This window comes from Streptomyces sp. SID486, from assembly GCF_009865385.1.
Taxonomy (GTDB): domain Bacteria; phylum Actinomycetota; class Actinomycetes; order Streptomycetales; family Streptomycetaceae; genus Streptomyces.
This window is the reverse complement of the sequence record NZ_WWJT01000748.1, coordinates 49,773-67,999: the sequence shown is the minus strand read 5'-3', so window position 1 is coordinate 67,999 and position 18,227 is coordinate 49,773. Positions and strand designations below refer to the sequence as shown.

The 18,227-nt window shown below is 69.5% G+C and carries 15 protein-coding genes; 3 read left to right on the top strand and 12 right to left on the bottom strand.

Annotation, left to right across the window (positions count from 1 at the left end):
* Positions 1 to 161 precede the first annotated feature (161 nt).
* Positions 162 to 449: a hypothetical protein gene (locus GT045_RS34890; protein WP_161336666.1), complete on the bottom strand. Its 288-nt coding sequence runs from the start codon at positions 447 to 449 to the stop codon at positions 162 to 164.
* Positions 450 to 565: 116 nt separating this feature from the next.
* Between GT045_RS34890 and GT045_RS34885 the strand changes: the two genes are divergently transcribed.
* A complete protein-coding gene (locus GT045_RS34885; RefSeq protein WP_161336665.1) occupies positions 566 to 1,528 on the top strand; it encodes a nucleotide kinase domain-containing protein in 963 nt (320 codons plus the stop codon).
* Between the two features lie 38 nt (positions 1,529 to 1,566).
* Here GT045_RS34885 and GT045_RS34880 read toward each other — a convergent pair whose 3' ends face one another.
* The 4 genes from GT045_RS34880 to GT045_RS34865 are packed head-to-tail and all read right to left on the bottom strand — an operon-like array spanning position 1,567 to position 3,957.
* Positions 1,567 to 2,358, bottom strand: a complete 792-nt coding sequence (locus tag GT045_RS34880; RefSeq protein ID WP_202529302.1) for a hypothetical protein — start codon at positions 2,356 to 2,358, stop codon at positions 1,567 to 1,569.
* A 44-nt stretch (positions 2,359 to 2,402) separates the two neighbouring features.
* The gene (locus tag GT045_RS34875) at positions 2,403 to 3,299 is read right to left on the bottom strand and encodes an ImmA/IrrE family metallo-endopeptidase (protein WP_161336663.1); all 897 of its coding nucleotides are present in this window, start codon (positions 3,297 to 3,299) and stop codon (positions 2,403 to 2,405) included.
* Entirely contained in the window at positions 3,296 to 3,700 is a 405-nt protein-coding gene (locus tag GT045_RS34870) for a helix-turn-helix transcriptional regulator (RefSeq protein WP_161336662.1), read from the bottom strand. The genes GT045_RS34875 and GT045_RS34870 overlap by 4 nt, the downstream gene beginning before the upstream one ends.
* A complete protein-coding gene (locus GT045_RS34865; protein WP_161336661.1) occupies positions 3,697 to 3,957 on the bottom strand; it encodes a phosphopantetheine-binding protein in 261 nt (86 codons plus the stop codon). The genes GT045_RS34870 and GT045_RS34865 overlap by 4 nt, the downstream gene beginning before the upstream one ends.
* Positions 3,958 to 4,074: 117 nt before the next feature.
* On the opposite strand from GT045_RS34865, the gene GT045_RS34860 reads away from it, so the two are divergent.
* Complete coding sequence (locus GT045_RS34860) at positions 4,075 to 4,959, top strand: nucleoside triphosphate pyrophosphohydrolase family protein (protein WP_161336660.1); 885 nt, start codon at positions 4,075 to 4,077, stop codon at positions 4,957 to 4,959.
* Between the two features lie 638 nt (positions 4,960 to 5,597).
* Here GT045_RS34860 and GT045_RS34855 read toward each other — a convergent pair.
* The 4 genes from GT045_RS34855 to GT045_RS34840 all read right to left on the bottom strand — a co-directional run bounded on the left by GT045_RS34855 (position 5,598) and on the right by GT045_RS34840 (position 11,077).
* On the bottom strand, positions 5,598 to 6,590 hold the full coding sequence (locus GT045_RS34855; protein WP_161336659.1) for a hypothetical protein: 993 nt from the start codon (positions 6,588 to 6,590) through the stop codon (positions 5,598 to 5,600).
* 98 nt (positions 6,591 to 6,688) lie between these two features.
* Positions 6,689 to 9,103 (bottom strand): DDE-type integrase/transposase/recombinase, encoded by a 2,415-nt coding sequence (locus GT045_RS34850; RefSeq protein WP_161336658.1) that lies wholly within the window; start codon positions 9,101 to 9,103, stop codon positions 6,689 to 6,691.
* Positions 9,100 to 9,834 carry a hypothetical protein gene (locus GT045_RS34845; RefSeq protein WP_161336657.1) on the bottom strand — a complete coding sequence of 245 codons (735 nt, stop codon included), beginning with the start codon at positions 9,832 to 9,834 and terminating at the stop codon, positions 9,100 to 9,102. The genes GT045_RS34850 and GT045_RS34845 overlap by 4 nt, the downstream gene beginning before the upstream one ends.
* Before the next feature lie 166 nt (positions 9,835 to 10,000).
* Positions 10,001 to 11,077, bottom strand: coding sequence for a hypothetical protein (locus GT045_RS34840; RefSeq protein ID WP_161336656.1), 1,077 nt, complete (start codon positions 11,075 to 11,077; stop codon positions 10,001 to 10,003).
* Positions 11,078 to 11,337: 260 nt separating this feature from the next.
* Here GT045_RS34840 and GT045_RS34835 point away from each other — a divergent pair, with 260 nt between their 5' ends.
* Positions 11,338 to 14,949, top strand: coding sequence for a DEAD/DEAH box helicase (locus GT045_RS34835; protein WP_161336655.1), 3,612 nt, complete (start codon positions 11,338 to 11,340; stop codon positions 14,947 to 14,949).
* A 195-nt stretch (positions 14,950 to 15,144) separates the two neighbouring features.
* Here the strand turns inward: GT045_RS34835 and GT045_RS34830 are convergent, their stop codons facing one another.
* The 3 genes from GT045_RS34830 to GT045_RS34820 all read right to left on the bottom strand — a co-directional run bounded on the left by GT045_RS34830 (position 15,145) and on the right by GT045_RS34820 (position 18,092).
* Positions 15,145 to 16,632 (bottom strand): UvrD-helicase domain-containing protein, encoded by a 1,488-nt coding sequence (locus tag GT045_RS34830; protein WP_161336654.1) that lies wholly within the window; start codon positions 16,630 to 16,632, stop codon positions 15,145 to 15,147.
* Positions 16,633 to 16,776: 144 nt separating this feature from the next.
* On the bottom strand, positions 16,777 to 17,667 hold the full coding sequence (locus GT045_RS34825; protein ID WP_161336653.1) for a DUF6083 domain-containing protein: 891 nt from the start codon (positions 17,665 to 17,667) through the stop codon (positions 16,777 to 16,779).
* Positions 17,668 to 17,828: 161 nt separating this feature from the next.
* Positions 17,829 to 18,092: a helix-turn-helix transcriptional regulator gene (locus tag GT045_RS34820; RefSeq protein ID WP_161336652.1), complete on the bottom strand. Its 264-nt coding sequence runs from the start codon at positions 18,090 to 18,092 to the stop codon at positions 17,829 to 17,831.
* Positions 18,093 to 18,227: the final 135 nt, after the last annotated feature.

Genomic DNA, 18,227 nt, shown 5'->3' with positions numbered 1-18,227 from the left:
CAGTGACGGTGGCTGGGACGTTGAGCAATCAGTCCAGGTCTGTGGAACGTCGGATCGGCGGACTGCCGAGGGAACGGCACGCGCAGCCGTGACCTTATGTCATCCGTGGCGTTGACCGGATCACCGAAGCGCCCGTGCATGAACCGTGACTGCCTACTGTGTCACCTTCTGCCACGGGTGCGTCCGGGAGAGCGTACGGAAGGCAGGTCCTCGCGCGTCTTGTCCGCTTCGAGAGCGTCGGCGGGCATCTGGCGGTAGGTATGGAGGAGTTCGGCTATGACGGCGGGACGGACCTCGACCGCCGTCACGAGTGCGGCCAACACCTGGGAACGCGACGTCTGCTCCCCGGCCGCGGCCGCGGCACGGACCAGGACGTCCAGTCTTGAGTCCACGTCCTCCGGCCAGTCGACCAGCGTCTTGCGTCGTGGACGCTGCCACAGCAAATCCACACGTCCCCCTCGCTGACGCCTATCTACATTGAATATATATTGAGCCCATGGTGACGGTGCTGCAAGAGCGTACAGGACAGAGGGCCTTAGACCGCGACCCTGCGAGGAAGATCCGTGTGGCAGGCCGCACGCTGACCTTGACGCCGGTGTTCGACACCTACTGGCGCTTCGCGGCGGCGCGCCAGAAGGTCTACGAGGCACGCCTTGCGGGGGGAGCGGGACCGTTCACGGACGATCCGATCCTGCAGCGATACCGCTTCACCAACTGCTTTCGGGCCGCCGACCGGGTCAGCCAGGACCTGATCGGCGGTGTGATCTACCGGGGCGACCAGGCGTGGGAGGAAGTCTTCTTCCGGACCCTGCTGTTCAAGATCTTCAACAAGACGTCGACGTGGCGGCTGCTGAACAGTGTGCTGGGAGAGGTGCGGTGGGGGGACTACGACTACCGGACCTTCGACCGGGTACTCTCACAGGCCTTCACCGCGGGACAGCGGTTGTACTCGGCCGCCTACATCGTGCCCCCGCCGCAGCTCGGCCAGCAGCGCAAGCACCAGAACCATCTGCGGCTGCTGGAAATGATGATGAAGGCAGACGCGCCGCAGCGTGTGCTGTCCGCGCCGACGCTGCAGGCCGCCTACCAGATTCTGCTGGGCTTCCCGGCGATCGGGCCGTTCCTGGCCTACCAGTTCGTAATCGACCTCAACTACGCGGCCGAGATGCCGTTTTCGGAAATGGACTTCGTCGTCGCCGGGCCCGGCGCGCGCGACGGGATCCGCAAGTGCTTCGGGCCGGCGGCCGACGGCATCGAGGCGGACGTCATCCGCTACATGGCCGACACCCAGGACGAGCACTTCGCCCGCCTGGGCCTTGTCTTCCCAGGACTGCGCGGGCGCCCGCTACAGCTGATCGATTGCCAGAACCTGTTCTGCGAGGTCGACAAGTATGCGCGGGTCGCCCACCCGGACATCGCCGGGATCAGCGGCCGCAGCCGCATCAAGCAGACCTACCGGCAGCACGCCGATCCGATGCCAGCCTGGTTCCCCCCCAAGTGGCAGCTCAACGGCTCGCACACACACTGAGGTTGCCGCGTACGCCGCCCGCCATACGGCGGACGGCGTCATGCCGCGAGACGGCTGGTGCCGGTCAGCAGGGGGCGCAGCTGTGTGAGGGGGCCGTCCAGACGGGCGTGGCCGGCCACCACGGTCAGCGTCCCGCAGGCCAGCTCGGCCTGCTCGGCGATGTAGGCCAGCAGGCGGCCCAGACCGAGGTAGTTGCCGTAGGCGCGCTCGAACATGTAGTGGCTGCGATACAGGGCCGCAGCGTGCACCCGCCCGCCGCGGTCCAGCTGGAAGGAGATGTGGCTCAGGCAGGGGAAGCCGCGGTAGCTGTTGTCCTTGCCCGCAGCGTGCACGAGGAGTTCGGAGCCGGTCTCCTCCGTCTCATCCGCGGCGTCGGCTATGTCGATCTCGTAGGCCGCAGCCATCTTGGTGCCCGCGGCCTGGGACCGCAGCCGGTCGATGACGGTGCCGAGCTGGTCGACGCTGACTTTCGATGCCGCCGGGTAGGACACCAGACGGCCGAAGTAGGTGCCGCGGCGATTACCTGGATAGCGCTTCAGGACCGGATACATCCGCCGGTAGCGCTCGGCAAGTTCACCCGGGCCGGCGCACCGCGCGGCCAAAGCCGCCGGGAAGAGAGTGCTGGCGACGGTCTCCAGCGGCTCGAGCCCGTGGGCGGTGCGCAGCCGGTCCAACTCGGCACGGAATACCTGGTCGTCGCTCGTCGGATCGGCGATGCGCACTACCGTGTGCAGGCCGGTCCGGTCCGGATTGTCCTTGCGGTCCAGCTTGTTGCAGGCGGCCACCCAGGCCTGGGTGACGTCGCGTTCGGCCACGGTGAAGGTGTGCATCAGTCCTCCTGACACATACGGTGTGTGGAACCGGGGGCCTGCGCTCAGGCGGGCCAGATCTCGTCGACCCCGGCGCGCGGGGCTTCGCGCACCACTGTCAGCCGCAGCGGATGGCCGTACAGGGGCGCAGTGACCTCGACCGGGCCCTGCTCACCCGGCGGGAGTTCGTCGGTCACCACGGCGCTCGCCAGTGGCGTCGCGCCGTCACTGGTCCACGACTCAAGCCCCTTGGGCAGGACGTCGAAGACCGCGTTGTCCAGGTGCAGCACCAGCACATCACCCGCGTCGGCGTACACCGTCTGCCCCGCGGAGGCTGCCGTGATCACGTGCACCTGGGCCTGCGCGGGCAGCGAGGCCCCGCCCGCCAGAGAGCTGCGCAGGCCGGCAGGAGAGATCTTGGACCACTGGTCGGCCCGGCCGGCATCCAGCAGCCGGAGGTTCACCAGGTGGCGTACGGTCCCGGCGTACGACGTGCCCAGCTCGCGCGCCACCCGGTAGGCATGCTCGGGTCGCGACGGCCGGCCACCGCAGATCCGCTCCAGGGTCGCCCGCACCGCCGGCAGGGGCATCAGGAACCACGCGGCGAACGCCTCCGCCGTCTTCTCCTCCTCGGGCCAGCTGCCGTTGCCCCAGCGCAGCGCGGGATCGAGCTCCTCATCGGCCGCGGTGCGATGGCCCAGCCGGTGATGCCCGAGCTCGTGCGCGGCCGTGTGTCGCTGAGTGATGGCGTTCAGCGAGGCGTTCAGCAGCACGGCCGGCCCCTTGTCGGCGGGGGAGAGGTACACGCCGAACAGCCGGGGCATCGGCTGAGCCATCCCGATCACGTCAGCGGCGCCCAGTGCTCGGTGCACGTGGACGTACTGCGTGCGGTCGACACCGAGGTCGCGGTGCGCCTGGACGGCGGCGATCGACGCGATCCGGTGTGCTAATGCCCAGTTCACGCCGTCGGACTTCCGCCGCCGGCGCCCTGCTCCTCGCGTTCTGCCGCACGCCTGAGTGTGAGGTACTCGGCGAACTCCAGGACGGTCTTGGCGTCCCCGTCGGTGAGCTGGGCCAGAGCCCGCGGCAGACCTGCGAGCGAGTACTCGCTGGCATCAGCGTCCTTCTCCTCGGCCAAGAAATAGGCGACTGGCTGCCGGTACAGGCGCGCCAGCTTCTTCAACTCCAGGCTGTCGACCCGCCGCTCGCCGCGCTCGATGTCGCTGATGGCCGAGCGGGGGATGCCGGTCGAGTCCGAGACGAACTGCTGGGACATGTTCAGGTAGTCACGGGTCTTCTTCAGCCGTTCACCGAGCCGCACCAGCTCAGGATCACGGTCACGGCTGTCCGGGGGAGGGGTCATGACTGCTGCCTTTCAACGATGGCGTCCAGTACCGCTGCGGCGAATGCCCGCACCGACCGGGTGGCCTGGGCCGCTTCCCGGTCTGCGGGAATGGCTACTTGGTAACGCTCCTCAATGCGCGTGAGGATCTCGACCACCAGCAGAGAGTCCACGGGCAACTCCCGACCGCCCTGCTCCAGTTCAGAGCGGAGCTCATCGGGCGAGACGCCCTCGTTCTCGGCGAGGAAGTCGATGACGACCGAGGTGATGTCGTCCATGCTCGGTGTGCCTGTGTTCGACAACTCTCCCCAATCGTCTGTATTTCCAACGACGCTGTCGTAGCATACGACATACTGTCGGGAAAGCCAACGGGGCTGTCCCAAGATCAGACAGGCATGCGTGTGGACTTCAAGCGCTACCAGGAAGCGGCCGTCAAAACCCTCCAACTCCCCGCCGAGGGCACCGACCCCGTCATCGTCCCCCTCCTCGGCCTCGCCGGCGAGGTTGGATCCCTGACCACCGCCTACAAGAAATTCCTGCGCGACGGACCCGCCTTCGAGCAGGGCAAGCACCAGTTACGCGAAGAACTCGGCGACGTCCTGTGGTACATCGCCGCTCTCACGCACCGCCTCGGACTCGACCTCGACGACGTGGCCGCCGCCAACCTGGAGAAGACCAAGGACCGCTGGCGCCCCACCCCCCACGAGGAGCGCGCCCCCTTCGACGCCGGCTATCCCACCCACGAACAGCTACCCCGGCAGACCACGCTCACCTTCACGCCCACCAAGACCGACGACGGCCGCACCGTCGTCATCCTCACCCGGGAAGACGGAACCCCCGGCGGCGACCCTCTCACCAGCGCCTCCCACGTCGAAGACGACTACCGCTTCCACGACATCTTCCACCTCGCACACGCCACGGTCCTCGGCTGGTCCCCCGTCACCCGCTTCCTGCTGGGCCGCAAACGCAAAAGCGACCCCCGCACCGACGAGGCCGAAGACGGCGGCCGCGCCATCGCCATCGAAGAAGGCATCTCAGCACTCGTCTTCTCCTACGCCGCCCGCCATCGCTACCTCGCCGACATCACACACATCGACCACGAACTCCTCGCCACCATCGGCCACATGACAGCCCACCTCGAGGTCAGCATCTGCCGCGCCGCCGACTGGGAGCGCGCCATCCTCACCGGCTATGCCGCCTGGCGACAGCTCCGTGAGCAGACCGGGGGCACCGTCCACCTCGACCTCGACCAACGAACTCTCACCCTCACCCACGACTGACAGTGGGGATGTGACGGTTGGGAACGCCCTGGCTGTGAGCGTTCCCAACACGTAGAAAGCCCGGGGAAGTACATCCGAATCCGGACGCCAAGCGCAGATGACACGCCCTGGCTCGCACGGTGGGCTCAGGATGCTCCGTCATGCGCGTCATCGTCGACTGGTCGGCGCCGTGCGGCAGGCTGCCGTCGGCCTACCGCACCCAGCCCGTGATCAGGGCCGGGTCCCGCTTGGGACGGGACGGCCGCTCTGGGGCGGCAATGAGGTGCCCACACGGCGCGGGAGCGCGCCCCGTGCTTGCCAGCTGCAATAACGGTGAAGTCGCTGGCGCTAGCGTCGCGGACGTCCCCTTCCACGATGAGGAGCTGGCCGTTGATGGTGGCGCCGGCTTGAAGGCCGGGCTGGGCGAATGATCGTGTGGAAGCGCGGGCGCAGTAGGCCGGCCCGCTCGGGGATGGCGAACAGCTCCTTGGGTTCGCCGACTTCGTAGGGCGAGATGCCGCCGGTGCGCCGGGCGCACCGGGCGGCGTACTGGATGGAGTCGGTCGGGCGCTCGGGTTTCTGTGACTCCTTGCTGAGGCCCCTGCCGATGTCATACCGATGAACCTCGCCACGCCTGTGGAACAAAGCGTGTGGCTCTGTTACCACGCCTTGCCGTTTTCGTCTGTTGTGGGCAGGTCGAGGTAGCGGGCGGCGTCGTGTAGGACGTCACGTGTGATGGCCTCTGTGCCATCGAGGATGGAGAGTTGGGCGGCCATGCCGGTCAGCGGGGTGATGTGTTCCATGAGGCCGTCGGTGATGCGGTAGATGTCCTTTTCGTGTTCCAGGAGGCTGCCGGGCTTGTGCTGCCGCAGCCTCAGACGGCCGTCGAGGGTGGCCAGGGTGCTGACCCATTCGTCGGGGTGTTCCTTGCAGCGGGGCGGCAGCCGGTTGACCCAGAGGGTAGGGACAGAGCGCTGCCGGATCGGGGCGCTGGTCTCGGTGGGCGGACGCAGCGCGGGGAAGCGGGCAGCGCGTGCTTCACGCAGGATGTCGCTGGAGCCGATGCCGCTCCAGAAGATGGTCAGCTCCAGCTCGTCGGCGAGGTAGTCGAAGAAGTCGAACGTCGGCTGTAGATCCTCGGGCCGTAGCCGGTCGATCCCGTCGACCAGGCAGACTTCCGTGCGGGCATGGCGCATGACGTGGACGGCGGGGCCGGTGAAGTCCTTCATACGCTGCACGGGCCGCTGCTCGGTGTCGGAGCGGTACAGGTCCCAGCCGATGAACACCGCCAGGGCCGCGGACCAGTCGGCGGGCGAGCCCTGCTCCGGAGGGGCGTTGACACAGACCACCGGGATGCGGCTGTCGTCGATGCCGTAAAGCTTCTCTCGGCGTCCTTGGTGGGCCAGCCCGATGTGGTGCAGCAGGGTGCGTTTGCCGGTGCCGCGGCAGTCGCTGTCGATGGCGACGTGCTGGCAAGGGTGGCGGCGTTCGCCGTTGAGCCGCAGCAGTCGCCGTGCGGTCTTCAGTCCTGTGGCGATGTCAGTGGTTTCGACGAGTCCGAGCTGGGCGTGGTAGCGCACCCGGGGGTCGTCCTCGTCGGGTGTGGAGTCGTCGGCCGACGGGATCGGGGGAGGGGAGGGCTGGTGGCGCACGCGTGTCCGCCAGCCGTGCAGGGTGGTCGGCGGTCCGGGGGATAGGACCGGTGACGGCGCGGGGGGCGGGGCGCTTTGGGCGTCGCGTACGGGGGCTCTCACTGGGTGTCTCCTTGCCGTGAGCTGTCCGGTTCATCGCCGGGCAGACTGCCGGGCGGGGGAGAGGTGGGGGTGTCGGCTTTGGGGATGTCGCCTGGGGCGGGCCTCGCGCTGTCGTTGCCCAGGGTCCCGGGATCGCCGGGGCCGGGTGGGTGCAGGCCGGGCAGGGAGGCCAAGAATTCCTCAAGGCTCTGGCCCGCGCCCCGGCCAGGCTCGGAGGTGTCGAAGAGATCCCCGGCCGGGCGGTCGAGGGACCGGAACGGACGGACGGAGTCCGGGTCCAGAGGCGGCATGTCGTCGTCGTAGGGCTCGGCCGGCGCCGGCAGCGCCGGACGGGACGGCACAGCCGCGCGGGGTGTCGGGCTGCTCGCGGGGGCGGCCTGCGGGCCGGCAGCGGCGGTGCGCAGCAGCTTCGCGGTGGCCCGGGCGATGGCCGCCTCATCGCGGCGGCTGCCGCCGCCGGCGAGGTGGATGTTCAGGGCCTCGGCCCAGGTCTCCTCGGTCCACCGGTCATTGAGCAGTCGACGGTGGATGAAGGGCACCTCGATCCACGGGTCGGTGCCCGGTTCGGCCCGGTGGTTAAACAGCCAGGCAACCTCAGGGTGGTCGGGGGAGTAGTGGACTTCCCACCGGCCCTGCTGGGCTGTGATCCCAGAGGACCCGCGGCAGGGGTCCAGCTTGCCCCGGCCGAGGTTGTAGGTGCGGTTGTTGATCTGGAAACCCTTGCGGCTGACTCGCACCCACACCGCCGGCAGCAGCTTGCGGTTCTCCTGCTCGGCCAGAGCGGTGGACCGGTAGCCGCGCAGGGACACCAGCGCCGCGTACATCTGGTTCGGAGTCAGACGCAGCCCGGGGGTGAAGGGGGAGCGGAGCGCTCCGTGGGGGGTTTGCTGCCAGTGGAGGACCACCCACTGTTCGAACAGTTCCTGGAGCTGGGGGATCGTCCACAGCGGCTGCTTGCGGACGCGTTTGCCGCGCAGGTCCAGGCGGTGGTGGGTGTAGGAGGCCAGATACTGGCTGAAGCCGGTCTTCACCGCTCGCATGGCGCGCTCCACGATCGCCTTGTCGACGGCGGTGCGCAGGCGCGCCTCGCGTACCTCGATGCCCAGGGAGTGGCAGGCGCGGGTGAAATCCGCCGAGATGAACGGTGAGCCGTGGTCGACGACGACTGTTTCCGGCTTGATGACGGGCCGTGCGGCGGCGCCGGCGAAGCGGGGGTCGGCGGCGAGGAGGTCCTCGAAGGGCAGATCGGAGCCTTCCACGAACGTCTCCGGCGCCCAGCCCGGCCGCGCTGGCAGCGGGGCTGTGGTCTGGGCAACGACCTGCATGGTGTCGAAGGAACGGGTGGCTCGCCCGCCGAGCCACCGTCCGGTCCCGCCTGTGCGGCCGATCCGTTTGGGCACGATCAGCGAGCCGACGATGCTACGGGTCGCGACACAAATCGCGATCGTGAGCTCCACGGAGATAACCCGTCCGTCGTCCCCGAGGACGAGGACGTCCAGCCCAGTGGTGTCGATCTGCACCAGTTCCCCGGGCCAGCGGGCCCAGATCGCCCGCCGGGCCCCGGGCCGCGCCGACGAGATCGCGGAGCCCGCCGCATGCCGGGCCGCGGCGGTATGTGCGTTCTCCGCGGTGATCCCCAGCCGTTCCAGCAGCCGGTAGAACGTCGCCGGACTGTTCACCAGCCCCCGGGCGGTTTTCGGGTCGGCGAGCAGGTGTGAGTAGCGGGCCTGAATCGTCTGCTCCACCCGGTCGATCAACCGGGACAGCGTTCCCGGTGACAGGCCCCTGGAACGTTCGTCGTCCAGGATCTCCCACACGATGTCGACCACTCGCCCGTCGACGCGTCCGTGCGAGGTCGCGGTGCGCAGGTGCCGTTTGTCGACCAGGCCCATCAGGCCTTCCTTGCGCCAGGCCGCGCACTTGCGTTCCACGGTGGCCGCGGACACCGGCGCTCCGGCCTGGGTGAGCTGGTCGGCCTTGGCCTGGTACCGCTGGCGGAGGGTACGGCTCTTCGGGTCGAAGGCCGGTTTGGGTGGGGTGGTGGCGGGAACGTTCGGGGCCTGCTGGTGCAGTACCTCCTTGACGTGCCGCTCCCACTTCTCAGCGGCCTTGCGTACGTCGCGGGGCAGGGCATGGAACTCGCCGATGCGGCCGGGCAGCGTACTGCGCGGGGCCGCCCGGTTCAGCACGGCGAAGTCGGGAGCTGAGGTCACCGCCGTCTGTAGGATGATCAGTGGCTCTGCCGGTTCCCCGGGTTCCACCGGCTCCGCGACGTCAAGGAACAGACGAGACCCGTGGAAGGCGGTGACCACCCAGTCGGCACCACGGAAGTGGATGGTATCCCCCAGCGCGATGGTGTCAGCAGCAGCCGGCGCTGCCGCGTCGGCGGCGTGCCGGGGAACTGCGGTCACGCGACCTCTCCAGCGCAAGCCCATGCCGTCGACGACGGTGTGAGCGGGATGCTCGTGTCGGTGTGCAGACGCCGCATCCAGATCAGGTGATAGGCGAGATCCAGCCCCAACAGCAGGGGCAGAGCGGCGGCACGCACCCCGGAGCGGATCGTGCGCGGCGAGGTGAACTGCTCGGCCAGCACCTGGTCCTGCCCCGCCGTGAGCCACCGTGGACTGCGGGCGGCATAGAGGAGTTGGAGATTGTCCAGCTCCACACCAGCGGGTGGCACCAGCACGCGGATCTGCCAGCCGGCGGCTGCCGCCGCCACGGTCAGCACCTCCTGCTCGTACCGCCACTGGTCGGTGACTTCCTCCGGCTGTACGCAGATCACTTCGCGCTGTCCTGCCCGAGAGGCGACGAATGCCGGCCGCACGCTGTGACGGCGCCCCTGGCCGCTCCAGCGCAACTCCATCGGCCCCGCGCTGCGCAGTCCCACCGCGGGATCGCGGTCCAGGAGGATGGCGCAGTGCTGCTGACGCAGCGAGCCGCACGCCAGCAACTGGTCGGTGGCCGATGCCCATGCGTTGGTGACGAACGACTGTCGTCCCGGGTAGGGGATCGGCCGATCCAACGGGGCCAGCTGTTCGAACGGCACCTCGGCGGCCCAGGTCACCGCAACCTCACGCCGACGCCCGAACCGGTCTACATAAAGGACGGCGATATCGCCCGCGCTGACCGGGATCCCCAGCATGTCCGCCCCTTACGTCCGCCGGTGCTGCGGGCCGCAGCCGTGCGTGTCCCTGCTCCAGCATCCGGGCAACGAGGAGATGTCCGCAGCGGCTTGCGTCTCCGCCCTCCGATCGGGGAAACGCGCGGATGTGTGTGCGAATCAAGGGAGGTGTCGCCCGTGCGGGACTTCATACGGCGGTGAACGGATCGCTCCAGTCCCAGGGCAGGCAGCTGTGGTCGAGTGACGCCGGATTCTTGTCGCCGTGATGGATCAATGCCGTGACCGGCCGCCTGTCACGACGCCGGCCGCTGCCTTCACTGTCCCCTGCGGCAGGTGCGCACTTATGGTGCCGGCCGAGCCACTCCGCCACCGGCACCTGCCATCTGCCCGGTGGCAGCCCGAGCTCACTCGCCAGTCGGGACAGCTCGGCCACCAGATCAGTTTCGGCTTCAGCCCAGGGCCCGCCGGGCCGGTCGGCCCGCTGCTGCTCGTAGCGCAGCAGCGCCCGGGCCACCTGCAGCGCCTCCGGATACACCAGCAGCCACGCCGTCTCGACGTCTCCGGGCTGCAGGCCTGCCCGCCCGGCACGCTCGGCCCACCGGCGGGTGAGCGGGGCACGGCGCCACCACCATCCGGTCAGAGCGAACGCGTCCGCGACCAGCACGGCTCCGGTGGGTCCGAGGCGCCGCTCGAGCCTGCCCCGCCTGCGGTGCGCGTCGACGGACTCCGGCAGTTGGGCCATATCGACCCCTCCCGGCCCGACCTGACGCAGGTGAGTGAACCGGCCGTGCCGCTCGCAGATCTTCCACCTCTCTGGCCAGACCAGCCACACCTCACCCCAGCCCCCGCCCCGGACTGCCGCACACAACCCGCAGGCCGGCACCAGACAGTGCGCCAACGGCTCCCACGGCCACTCCCACCGCGCCCGCTCGCCCGGCATGAGGTGCGGTGCGCGCAGATGCGGCAGAGCCCACCGCAGTCGCGCGGACGGCACGCCGAGCATCTGTGCGAGCCGGTCCGCCGCCGCGCCGCTCAGCAGCACTTCCGCCAGATGCGGTCGCAGGGCCTGCTGCCCTGGCGGCCCGTCACCCAACTCGGCGAGCAGGAAGTCGACCTCCACCCCCTGCACACCGGCCACCCGCCACAAGAACGAACAGTTCGACTCGTGCGCCACAAAACGAACCGGTTGCCGCGACAGGCTCCCGCCCCACACCGCATCCCCCAACATGCTGCCCTCGCCCGGGCCCTGCGGCTGCCCGGCCACGGCACCCCCGCACAGCCCTTGTCATCCTTGCCGTCCGTCCGGCTGATGGGCCCCGGGCTGCGCCCCGCTGAATGGCTGTCCCGGCCCGTGATGCCCTCGAAGCCCGTGCGGCCCTGCGCCCTCTCTACCACGACGCACCGCTCCTCGACCTGAGGGTTCACCCCCAGGGGTGAGGAGACCCGCATTGAGCACCCCGCACCGTATCCCCCTCCGCACCCTGCCCCTTGAAGCGTCATCAGCTCGAGCGGGGAAGCCATCCTGTGTTGCACGACCTGCCTGTCGAACGCCTGCCCAGCGAACTGTGGACGCGCCAGCGTTCGGCGGCGGACTGCGTGCTCAACGCGTTCGCCATGGGTTCCGAACGTCAGCAGGTCATCATGCCGTGCGGTACGGGAAAGACCCACCTCGCCGTCCACATCGCCCACGAAATCACCTCCGACAGTCGCACCCTGACGGTGATGCCTACCCTGGACCTGCTCAACCAGACAGCCCGCGTCTGGCACACCTCCGGCCGACCGGGCCACTTCTTCGGCCTGTGCTCCGACAAGCAGACCAGCGAGCCCGTTCTCAGCGGCGTGCTCACCATGACCAATGACCCGGCCTGGCTGGCCGCCGCCGTGCGCGGCGCCGACGGGCCCGTCAGCGTCTTCGCCACCTACGCCTCGCTGCCCAAACTCGTCGAGGCCCACCAGCGCCATCTGCTGCCGCGCTGGGACATCGCGGTCGTCGACGAAGCGCACCGCACCGCCGGCGCCCGCGCCAAGCCGTGGGCCGTCATCCACGACGACGACGCCATTCCCGCGCGCCACCGGCTCTACCTCACCGCCACACCGCGTATCTGGGACGTCAACCGCGGCATCACCACGGAGCCGATCGCCTCCATGGACGACGTCGACCTCTTCGGCCGCATCGCCTACCGCTACTCACTGGCCGAAGCCATTCACGAAGGACGGCTCGCCGACTACCGCATCGCCGCCCCCGAAATCCACAACGCGCAGCTGCACGCCTTCCTGGCCGGGCGCACACGCAAGGGGGCCAGGCGCACCCCCCAGGCCGACGCCATGCGCGTGGCGGCGGCCCAGCTGGCCCTGCTCAAAGCACGCGAAGATCACGCGATTCGCCGCGCGGTCGTCTTCAGCCGCAGCATCGTCCAGAGCGAGGCCTTCGCCGAAACCCTGCCCGAAACCGCCGCCGCCATACCCGGCGGCCACGCCGAGGGTTTGTGGGTCGCCAGCGTCCACTCCCGTAACGGCCGCCGCGAGCGGCAAGAGCGCCTGGCACGATTTGCCCAGCCCCCACCAGACACGCGCACCGGCCGGTTGGCGGAGCTGAGCGTGCTGTGCAATGTCCGCCTGTGCGTCGAAGGCGTCGACTTCCCACTGGCCGACTCCGTGCTCTTCGCCGACCCCAAGCAGAGCACCATCGACATCGTCCAGGCGATCGGCCGCGCGCTGCGCATCGGCCCCAGCATGAACAAGATCTCCACCCTGGTCATCCCCGTATTCTTCGGGCCCGGGCAACGCGCCGAAGAAGCGGCGTTCGGCACCCCGTACCACCTGCTGCACCAGGTCATGATCGCGCTCAAGGCGTACGACGAGCACTACTTCTACCGCCTCCCGGTCAACGGCGCCCGACTGCTGCTGTCCACACCGGCTTCCGCCATCCGGCCCGCACGCGCCCCGGAGATCGCCCCGCACCTGATGCTGCGGATCATGGAACCGGAGCCCGATGTCTGGGAGACCGGGATGGCCTGCGCGCAAGCCTTCTTCGACACCCACGGCCACCTGAGCGTTCCCAGCAACCACATCACCCCCGACGGCTTCCACCTCGGCTGCTGGCTTGGCTACCAGCGCGCCCTCAAAGCCGCCGGAAACCTCTCCGCGGCACGCGCCGCCGCGCTGGCCACCTGCAACATGCCCTGGGCGCACCCCAAGAACAGTGCGGAGACCTTCCTGGACATCGCCCAGGCCTACGCCCGCGAGCACGGCCACCTGCTCCCGGCACCGGCACACACTTACCAGGGTCGTCCCCTGGGCCAGTGGCTCGCCGAGCAGCGCCGCCAGGCAGCCGACGGCACCCTGCCCGCCCCCTACCGGCGCGCCCTGAAGGACATCGACCCCTGGTGGAACCCCGCCTGGCCCGAAGAGTGGCAGCGCATGTGCGCCCGTGCCCGCGCCCACGGCAAGGTTCTGGCCATCCCGGCGGGCCCGCTGTCGGCCGACGCCGATGCCCTCACCCGTTGGTTGGACGAACAGTTCGACTCTTTTCCCGCCCTCGCCAAGGACCAGCAGGCACAACTGGCCGCGCTGCCCCTGCAGCACGACCCGCTCGCCCTCGCACTGCGCCGCCCCCTCGGTATCCAGGCCGCCACCCACGCCCGCGGCCTGCGCGCCGCCCGGCGCTTCTACCGCACCCACCAACACCTGCGCGTTCCCGCCGCCTACCTCGACGACCACACCAACCCGCGCTTCCCACTGGGCGAGTGGATCGCCGACCTGCGCGTCCTCGCCATCGCGGGCCTCCTCAGCCGCGAAGAGATCGACTCCGTCGAAGCCCTGGCCATGGAATGGGTCCCCGAACCCCACTATGAGAGCGTCCCGGCGACGCTCTCTGGGACATCCACGGACACTACCGACGAGCGCCCGCCTGCTCAGCGGCCGCAGCCGACACCCGGTGTCCTCGACTCGCATGAACACGGTCAGGATTTCTGGGTCGCGGGCCGCGAACCGTCACCTCCCATGCTGCCCGACATCATCCTCAACGGCGGCCAGCGCATGCTGCTCAGCATGCCGGCCGGGGGAGGCAAGACCATGACGGTAGCGACAGCGGTTCATGAAGCCGCGAGTCCGGCATGCCTGGTGCTCGGGCCTGACCAGACCTACCTCCATCACGTGGTAAAGACCTGGCGCATGGTCAGCCGGGGACCGCTCGCGGGCATCAACATCCAGCCCACCCGCAGTGGCAATCCGGGCGACAAACTGACCACCGCAAGGCAACTGGCCGACTGGGTGGCACAACGGCCCCCGGGGGCCCTCGTCGTGGCCCGTTACCGCGACGCTGGACTCATCGCCGAAAGCCACCGCGACCACCACCTGCCGCCCTGGGAACACCTCATCGTCGAGGAAGCCCACCGCACCGCCGAGGGCATCATCAGCCCGGACCATCCGCACGCCCTGATCCACTACGACGACGGCATCCTCGCCTACAAGCGTGTCTACGTGACGGCCACACCCCGCATCCCCAGCGAACTGCTCGACCCCAGCGACAGCCGAACCGAGATCGCCTGGGCCGTGGAGATGCCCTCCCAGCCGATCTTCGGCACCCACCATCCCAGCGTGGACCGCGCAGAACTCGTGGACAAAAGACTGCTCAGCCCATACCAGATGATGCGGATCCAAGTGCCCGAACTGCCCAGATCCCCCATCTGGCGGGCCCAGGCCATCGGAGCAGCCCACCTCATCGAACAGCACCGCCTGCGCCGTGTGGTGGCCGTACTCCCAGACCGGAAGCAGGCCGAAGCCTTCGCCTGCCAACTCGCCGTCCAAATGCTCGACGCGGAGATCCTCATTCCCCTGCAAGGAGCCGTGCGCTACCCGCACAACCAGCCGGTGATCCGCTGCCAGCGCGCGACCGACCCCACGCCCCCCGACCTCGACGCCCTCGTGCTCCCCTCCAGCGCCTACACCGCGCTGGAACTGGTCGACGCCCTCTCGCCCCTGATGCGCCAGCACCCCGAACGTGCCGCGCAGACAGCGATTATCGTCCCTGAACCCTATGACCCCGACGACGACGCACCACCTGTCGCATCCCATGCCGTCCTGCGCCGCATTGCAGCAGCCCTCTGGGCACACGATCCCGCCGGCTCTCGGTGAACGGAACCCTGCCATCAATGAGGGCGGTGGCCGGGGTGCATGCAGCGACACGCGCGGTCCGTGGGCCATCCTGTGGCGTCAGGCGGCGGTCCCAACTGATGGCGCTGCGGTCTTCCGCGGCGATTCGGCCCATCCGCCGCCGACGGCCGGGCGGGCGGTTCCGGGCCGCCGCCCCGGTCGGGCTGCTCTCCGACGTCAAGCGTGTCCGGGCGGCAAAGGCGAGCTCGGTGCGGTGGGGTAGGTGTTGATCCAGGAGAGGCCGCCGAGGTCGAGGTGGTGGCGGGCGCGGGTGACAGCGACGTAGGCGAGGCGGGCGTCGGTGTCGTTGACGGGTTCCGGGACGGGGCGGCCCTGGCTGTCGTGCTGGTCGGTGTCCTTGGGCGGGGGGAAGTCGTTGCCGATTTGGACGGTGGGCCATTCGCGGCCTTTTGCAGTGTGGGCGGTGGAGACGGTGACGTCGGCGTGCTGTTCGTCGGTGAGCTGGTCGACGGCGGCGAGGATGGCCTCGGGTCCGTGGGTGTCGACGAGGTCGACGAAGGGCTGAAGGTCACGTCCTGCGGGGTCGTGGGCGGCGTAGTCCTGCAGTTCGCCCCAGGCGGCGAAGAGCACGAGCTCGGGGTGGGAGGTGCGGCGGCCGTCCTTGAGGTCGCGGGCCGCGAGGGCGAGTGCAGCGAGTTGCTGTCCTCCGCGGGTGAGGGCGACGCGGTGGCCGGCGGCGAGCAGGCGCATGACTTCGGCCATGGCGCCGATGTTGGTGCGGCACAGCACCGCGTCCGGCCGCTTGAGGCTGCCGACTTCGGTCGGGATGGTCTCGCTGCCGGTCAGCCGGATGGGGGCGTCGGCGAGGGTGAGCCAGCGGTTGGCCTCTTCGGCGATCAGGGGGCCGAAGCGGAAGGAGCGGGTCAGGGTGAGTGGGGTGGCGTCGAAGCCGGTCATTACGTCCCGGGCGCCGCGCCAGCCGTAGATGGCCTGTGCGGAGTCCCCGACCATGACGAGCTGCGTATGGTCGCGCTGGGCGGCGAAGACTTTTTCCAGGACGGGGTTGGTGTCCTGGGCCTCGTCGAGGAAGAGGAAGTCGGCTTCGATCGTCGGCTCGGTCAGGGCCCACATCTTCAGGTAGTGGTCGTGTTCGAAACGGACCACGCCCGTCTCGGGGTTCTGCAAGTCGGCCCAGGCCTTGACGGCGAACGGCAGGACCTCGTGAGCGAGTTGGGCGTGACCGCAAGGCGTGTCCAGGCCGCGCATGCGCGGCACGTGGTGGCGGGCCAGGGCGCGGTCGGCGGAGTAGCAGTAGCGAGTGATGGTGCGCAGCACGGCATGCGAGAGTGCCCTGGGGCTGATCTTGTGATCGCCGATGCAGACGGGGCGGGTGATCCCCAGTGCCTGGCCGGTCTTCCAGGCCGGCTGGCGGGGGCTGTTGAGCCGGCTCGTGTAGCGGTGGCCCAGTGCGGCGTAGGCCGTGGCGTGGGCGGTCTTGCACAACACCGTACTGGGAAAACGGGCGGCAGCGTCCTGGGCGATGTCCTTGTTGAAGGCGAGGTAGCGGCCGTGGCGGCGGGTGCTGGCGGCGAGCAGGCCGAGCGTGCTGGTCTTTCCCGTCCCGGCGCCGGCCTGCAGGACGAGATGGTGGCCGGCCCGGAAAGCATCCACGGCGTGGGCCTGTTCATCGGTGGGGGTGTGCAAGAAAGGCTCCGCGAAAAGGATGAAGAACCGAGGGGAGCGGAGAGGGCCTGCATTCGCGCCAGGGCTCTGCACCACCAGAAGCCGGATGCAGCCCCGCGTTCGCGGCCCGGGGCACGCCGCGGCACGCATTGCGTGGTCGCGGCGTCACGACCGGGCCGCCCGTCGGGCGTGGCCCGCAGGCCCCGGACGCCGGGCGGGGACGGGCAGGCGGGCGTTGATGTGCTCGTGGTGGCGGAGCGGATCAAAAGGCTCCCACTCGGCCACAGCCAGGTCGGCGGCCGTGGGAACGGCAGCATGCTGCGAGCAGCGCTGGGCGCGCCAGCGCAGCTGCTCGGTGTAGGGGACTCTGCTGAGGTCGTAGACCGCCATAGTCTCAGCGGGCAGGGCCAGTTGACCGTTTGTCTGGGTGGCCGGTACCAGTACCCAGGTGCCGCGCGGGGTGTCGGTGGTGAGTAGCGGGTTGGTGCAGCGGCGGCGGCGCCGGGTCTGGGCGACGCATTGGATCTCGTCCACCGGCCGGGCAGCGAGGTAGCGGATGTACAGCAGCTGCACGACGGGCCGGGCCGGGCGGCAGACGGCCGGCTGAGGTGCCGGGCCGTCCGGCGAGGCTGGGGGAGGGGTGAAGGCTCCGGCGTCGAGCAGGCGGCGGGTGTTCAGGGCCAGCGACCGGCGCAGCCCGGTCAGTTCGGGAGGGGCCGGGGGAACGTCTCGGGCGGGGCAGACGACGGCGTGCGGCAGACGGCACCAGCTACTGCCGTCTTCAGCCGGGTAGGCGACACCGGAACTGACGTGCCAGCGGCACGAGGCGGGTACCCGGGCGGCTGGCAGTTCGTGCGGATGAAGGCGGACAGGCTGTCGGTGAGTGCCCCGGTGGTACCACTCGATCCGGTTGCCGCACTCGCGGCACCGGTCGCTTTGGCCGCAGCGCAGGAGTCGGCTGACGCCGTCGGGGGAGACGTGCAGGGAACGGCGCACGCGGTGGCTGACCAGGCTGCCGTCCCATCGCCGGGCCGGGGGAGGAGGTGTGGAGCGCATGCGGGCGAACCTGCCAGCCAACACGCCGGATTCGTGGCAGCAGCTCTGTCGGATCGCCCGGTCAGCCCTGCACAGTGCTACTGGAGTGCGAAAGCGTGATCGCGTGTTCGGGAACGTCTCGCCGGTTCGGGTGATCTGCGACAGGGTGCCCGGACGGGGAGTCAGTCCCGGGTCGGCCCGGGCAGGTCGTGCCCGCGGCACAGGGTGCTGAAGAACTCGTCGAGCGGGGTGTCCAGGGCGTGGGCGAGGGCGTGCCAGGTTTTCAGCGTGCCGATGGTGCGGCCCTGCTCGATCTCGATGAGGGTGCGTCTGGCCAGGCCCCTGCGGGCTGCGAGCTCGTCGTAGCTCCACCCGCGCGCGGCCCGAAGACGCGCGAGTTCCAACCGCAGCGCGTCGAGGTCCGGATCGGGCGGCAAGATCGTCACCCGTCCATCCGACGGTGCAGACCCCTGCCCTGTCAGTGCAGACCTCTGCCCTATTTCCCCAGGTGACGTCAGTCGCAGAGGGCAGACGTCTGCACTACGGTGGGCGGCCGCCCCCACGACCAAGGGCACGACCAG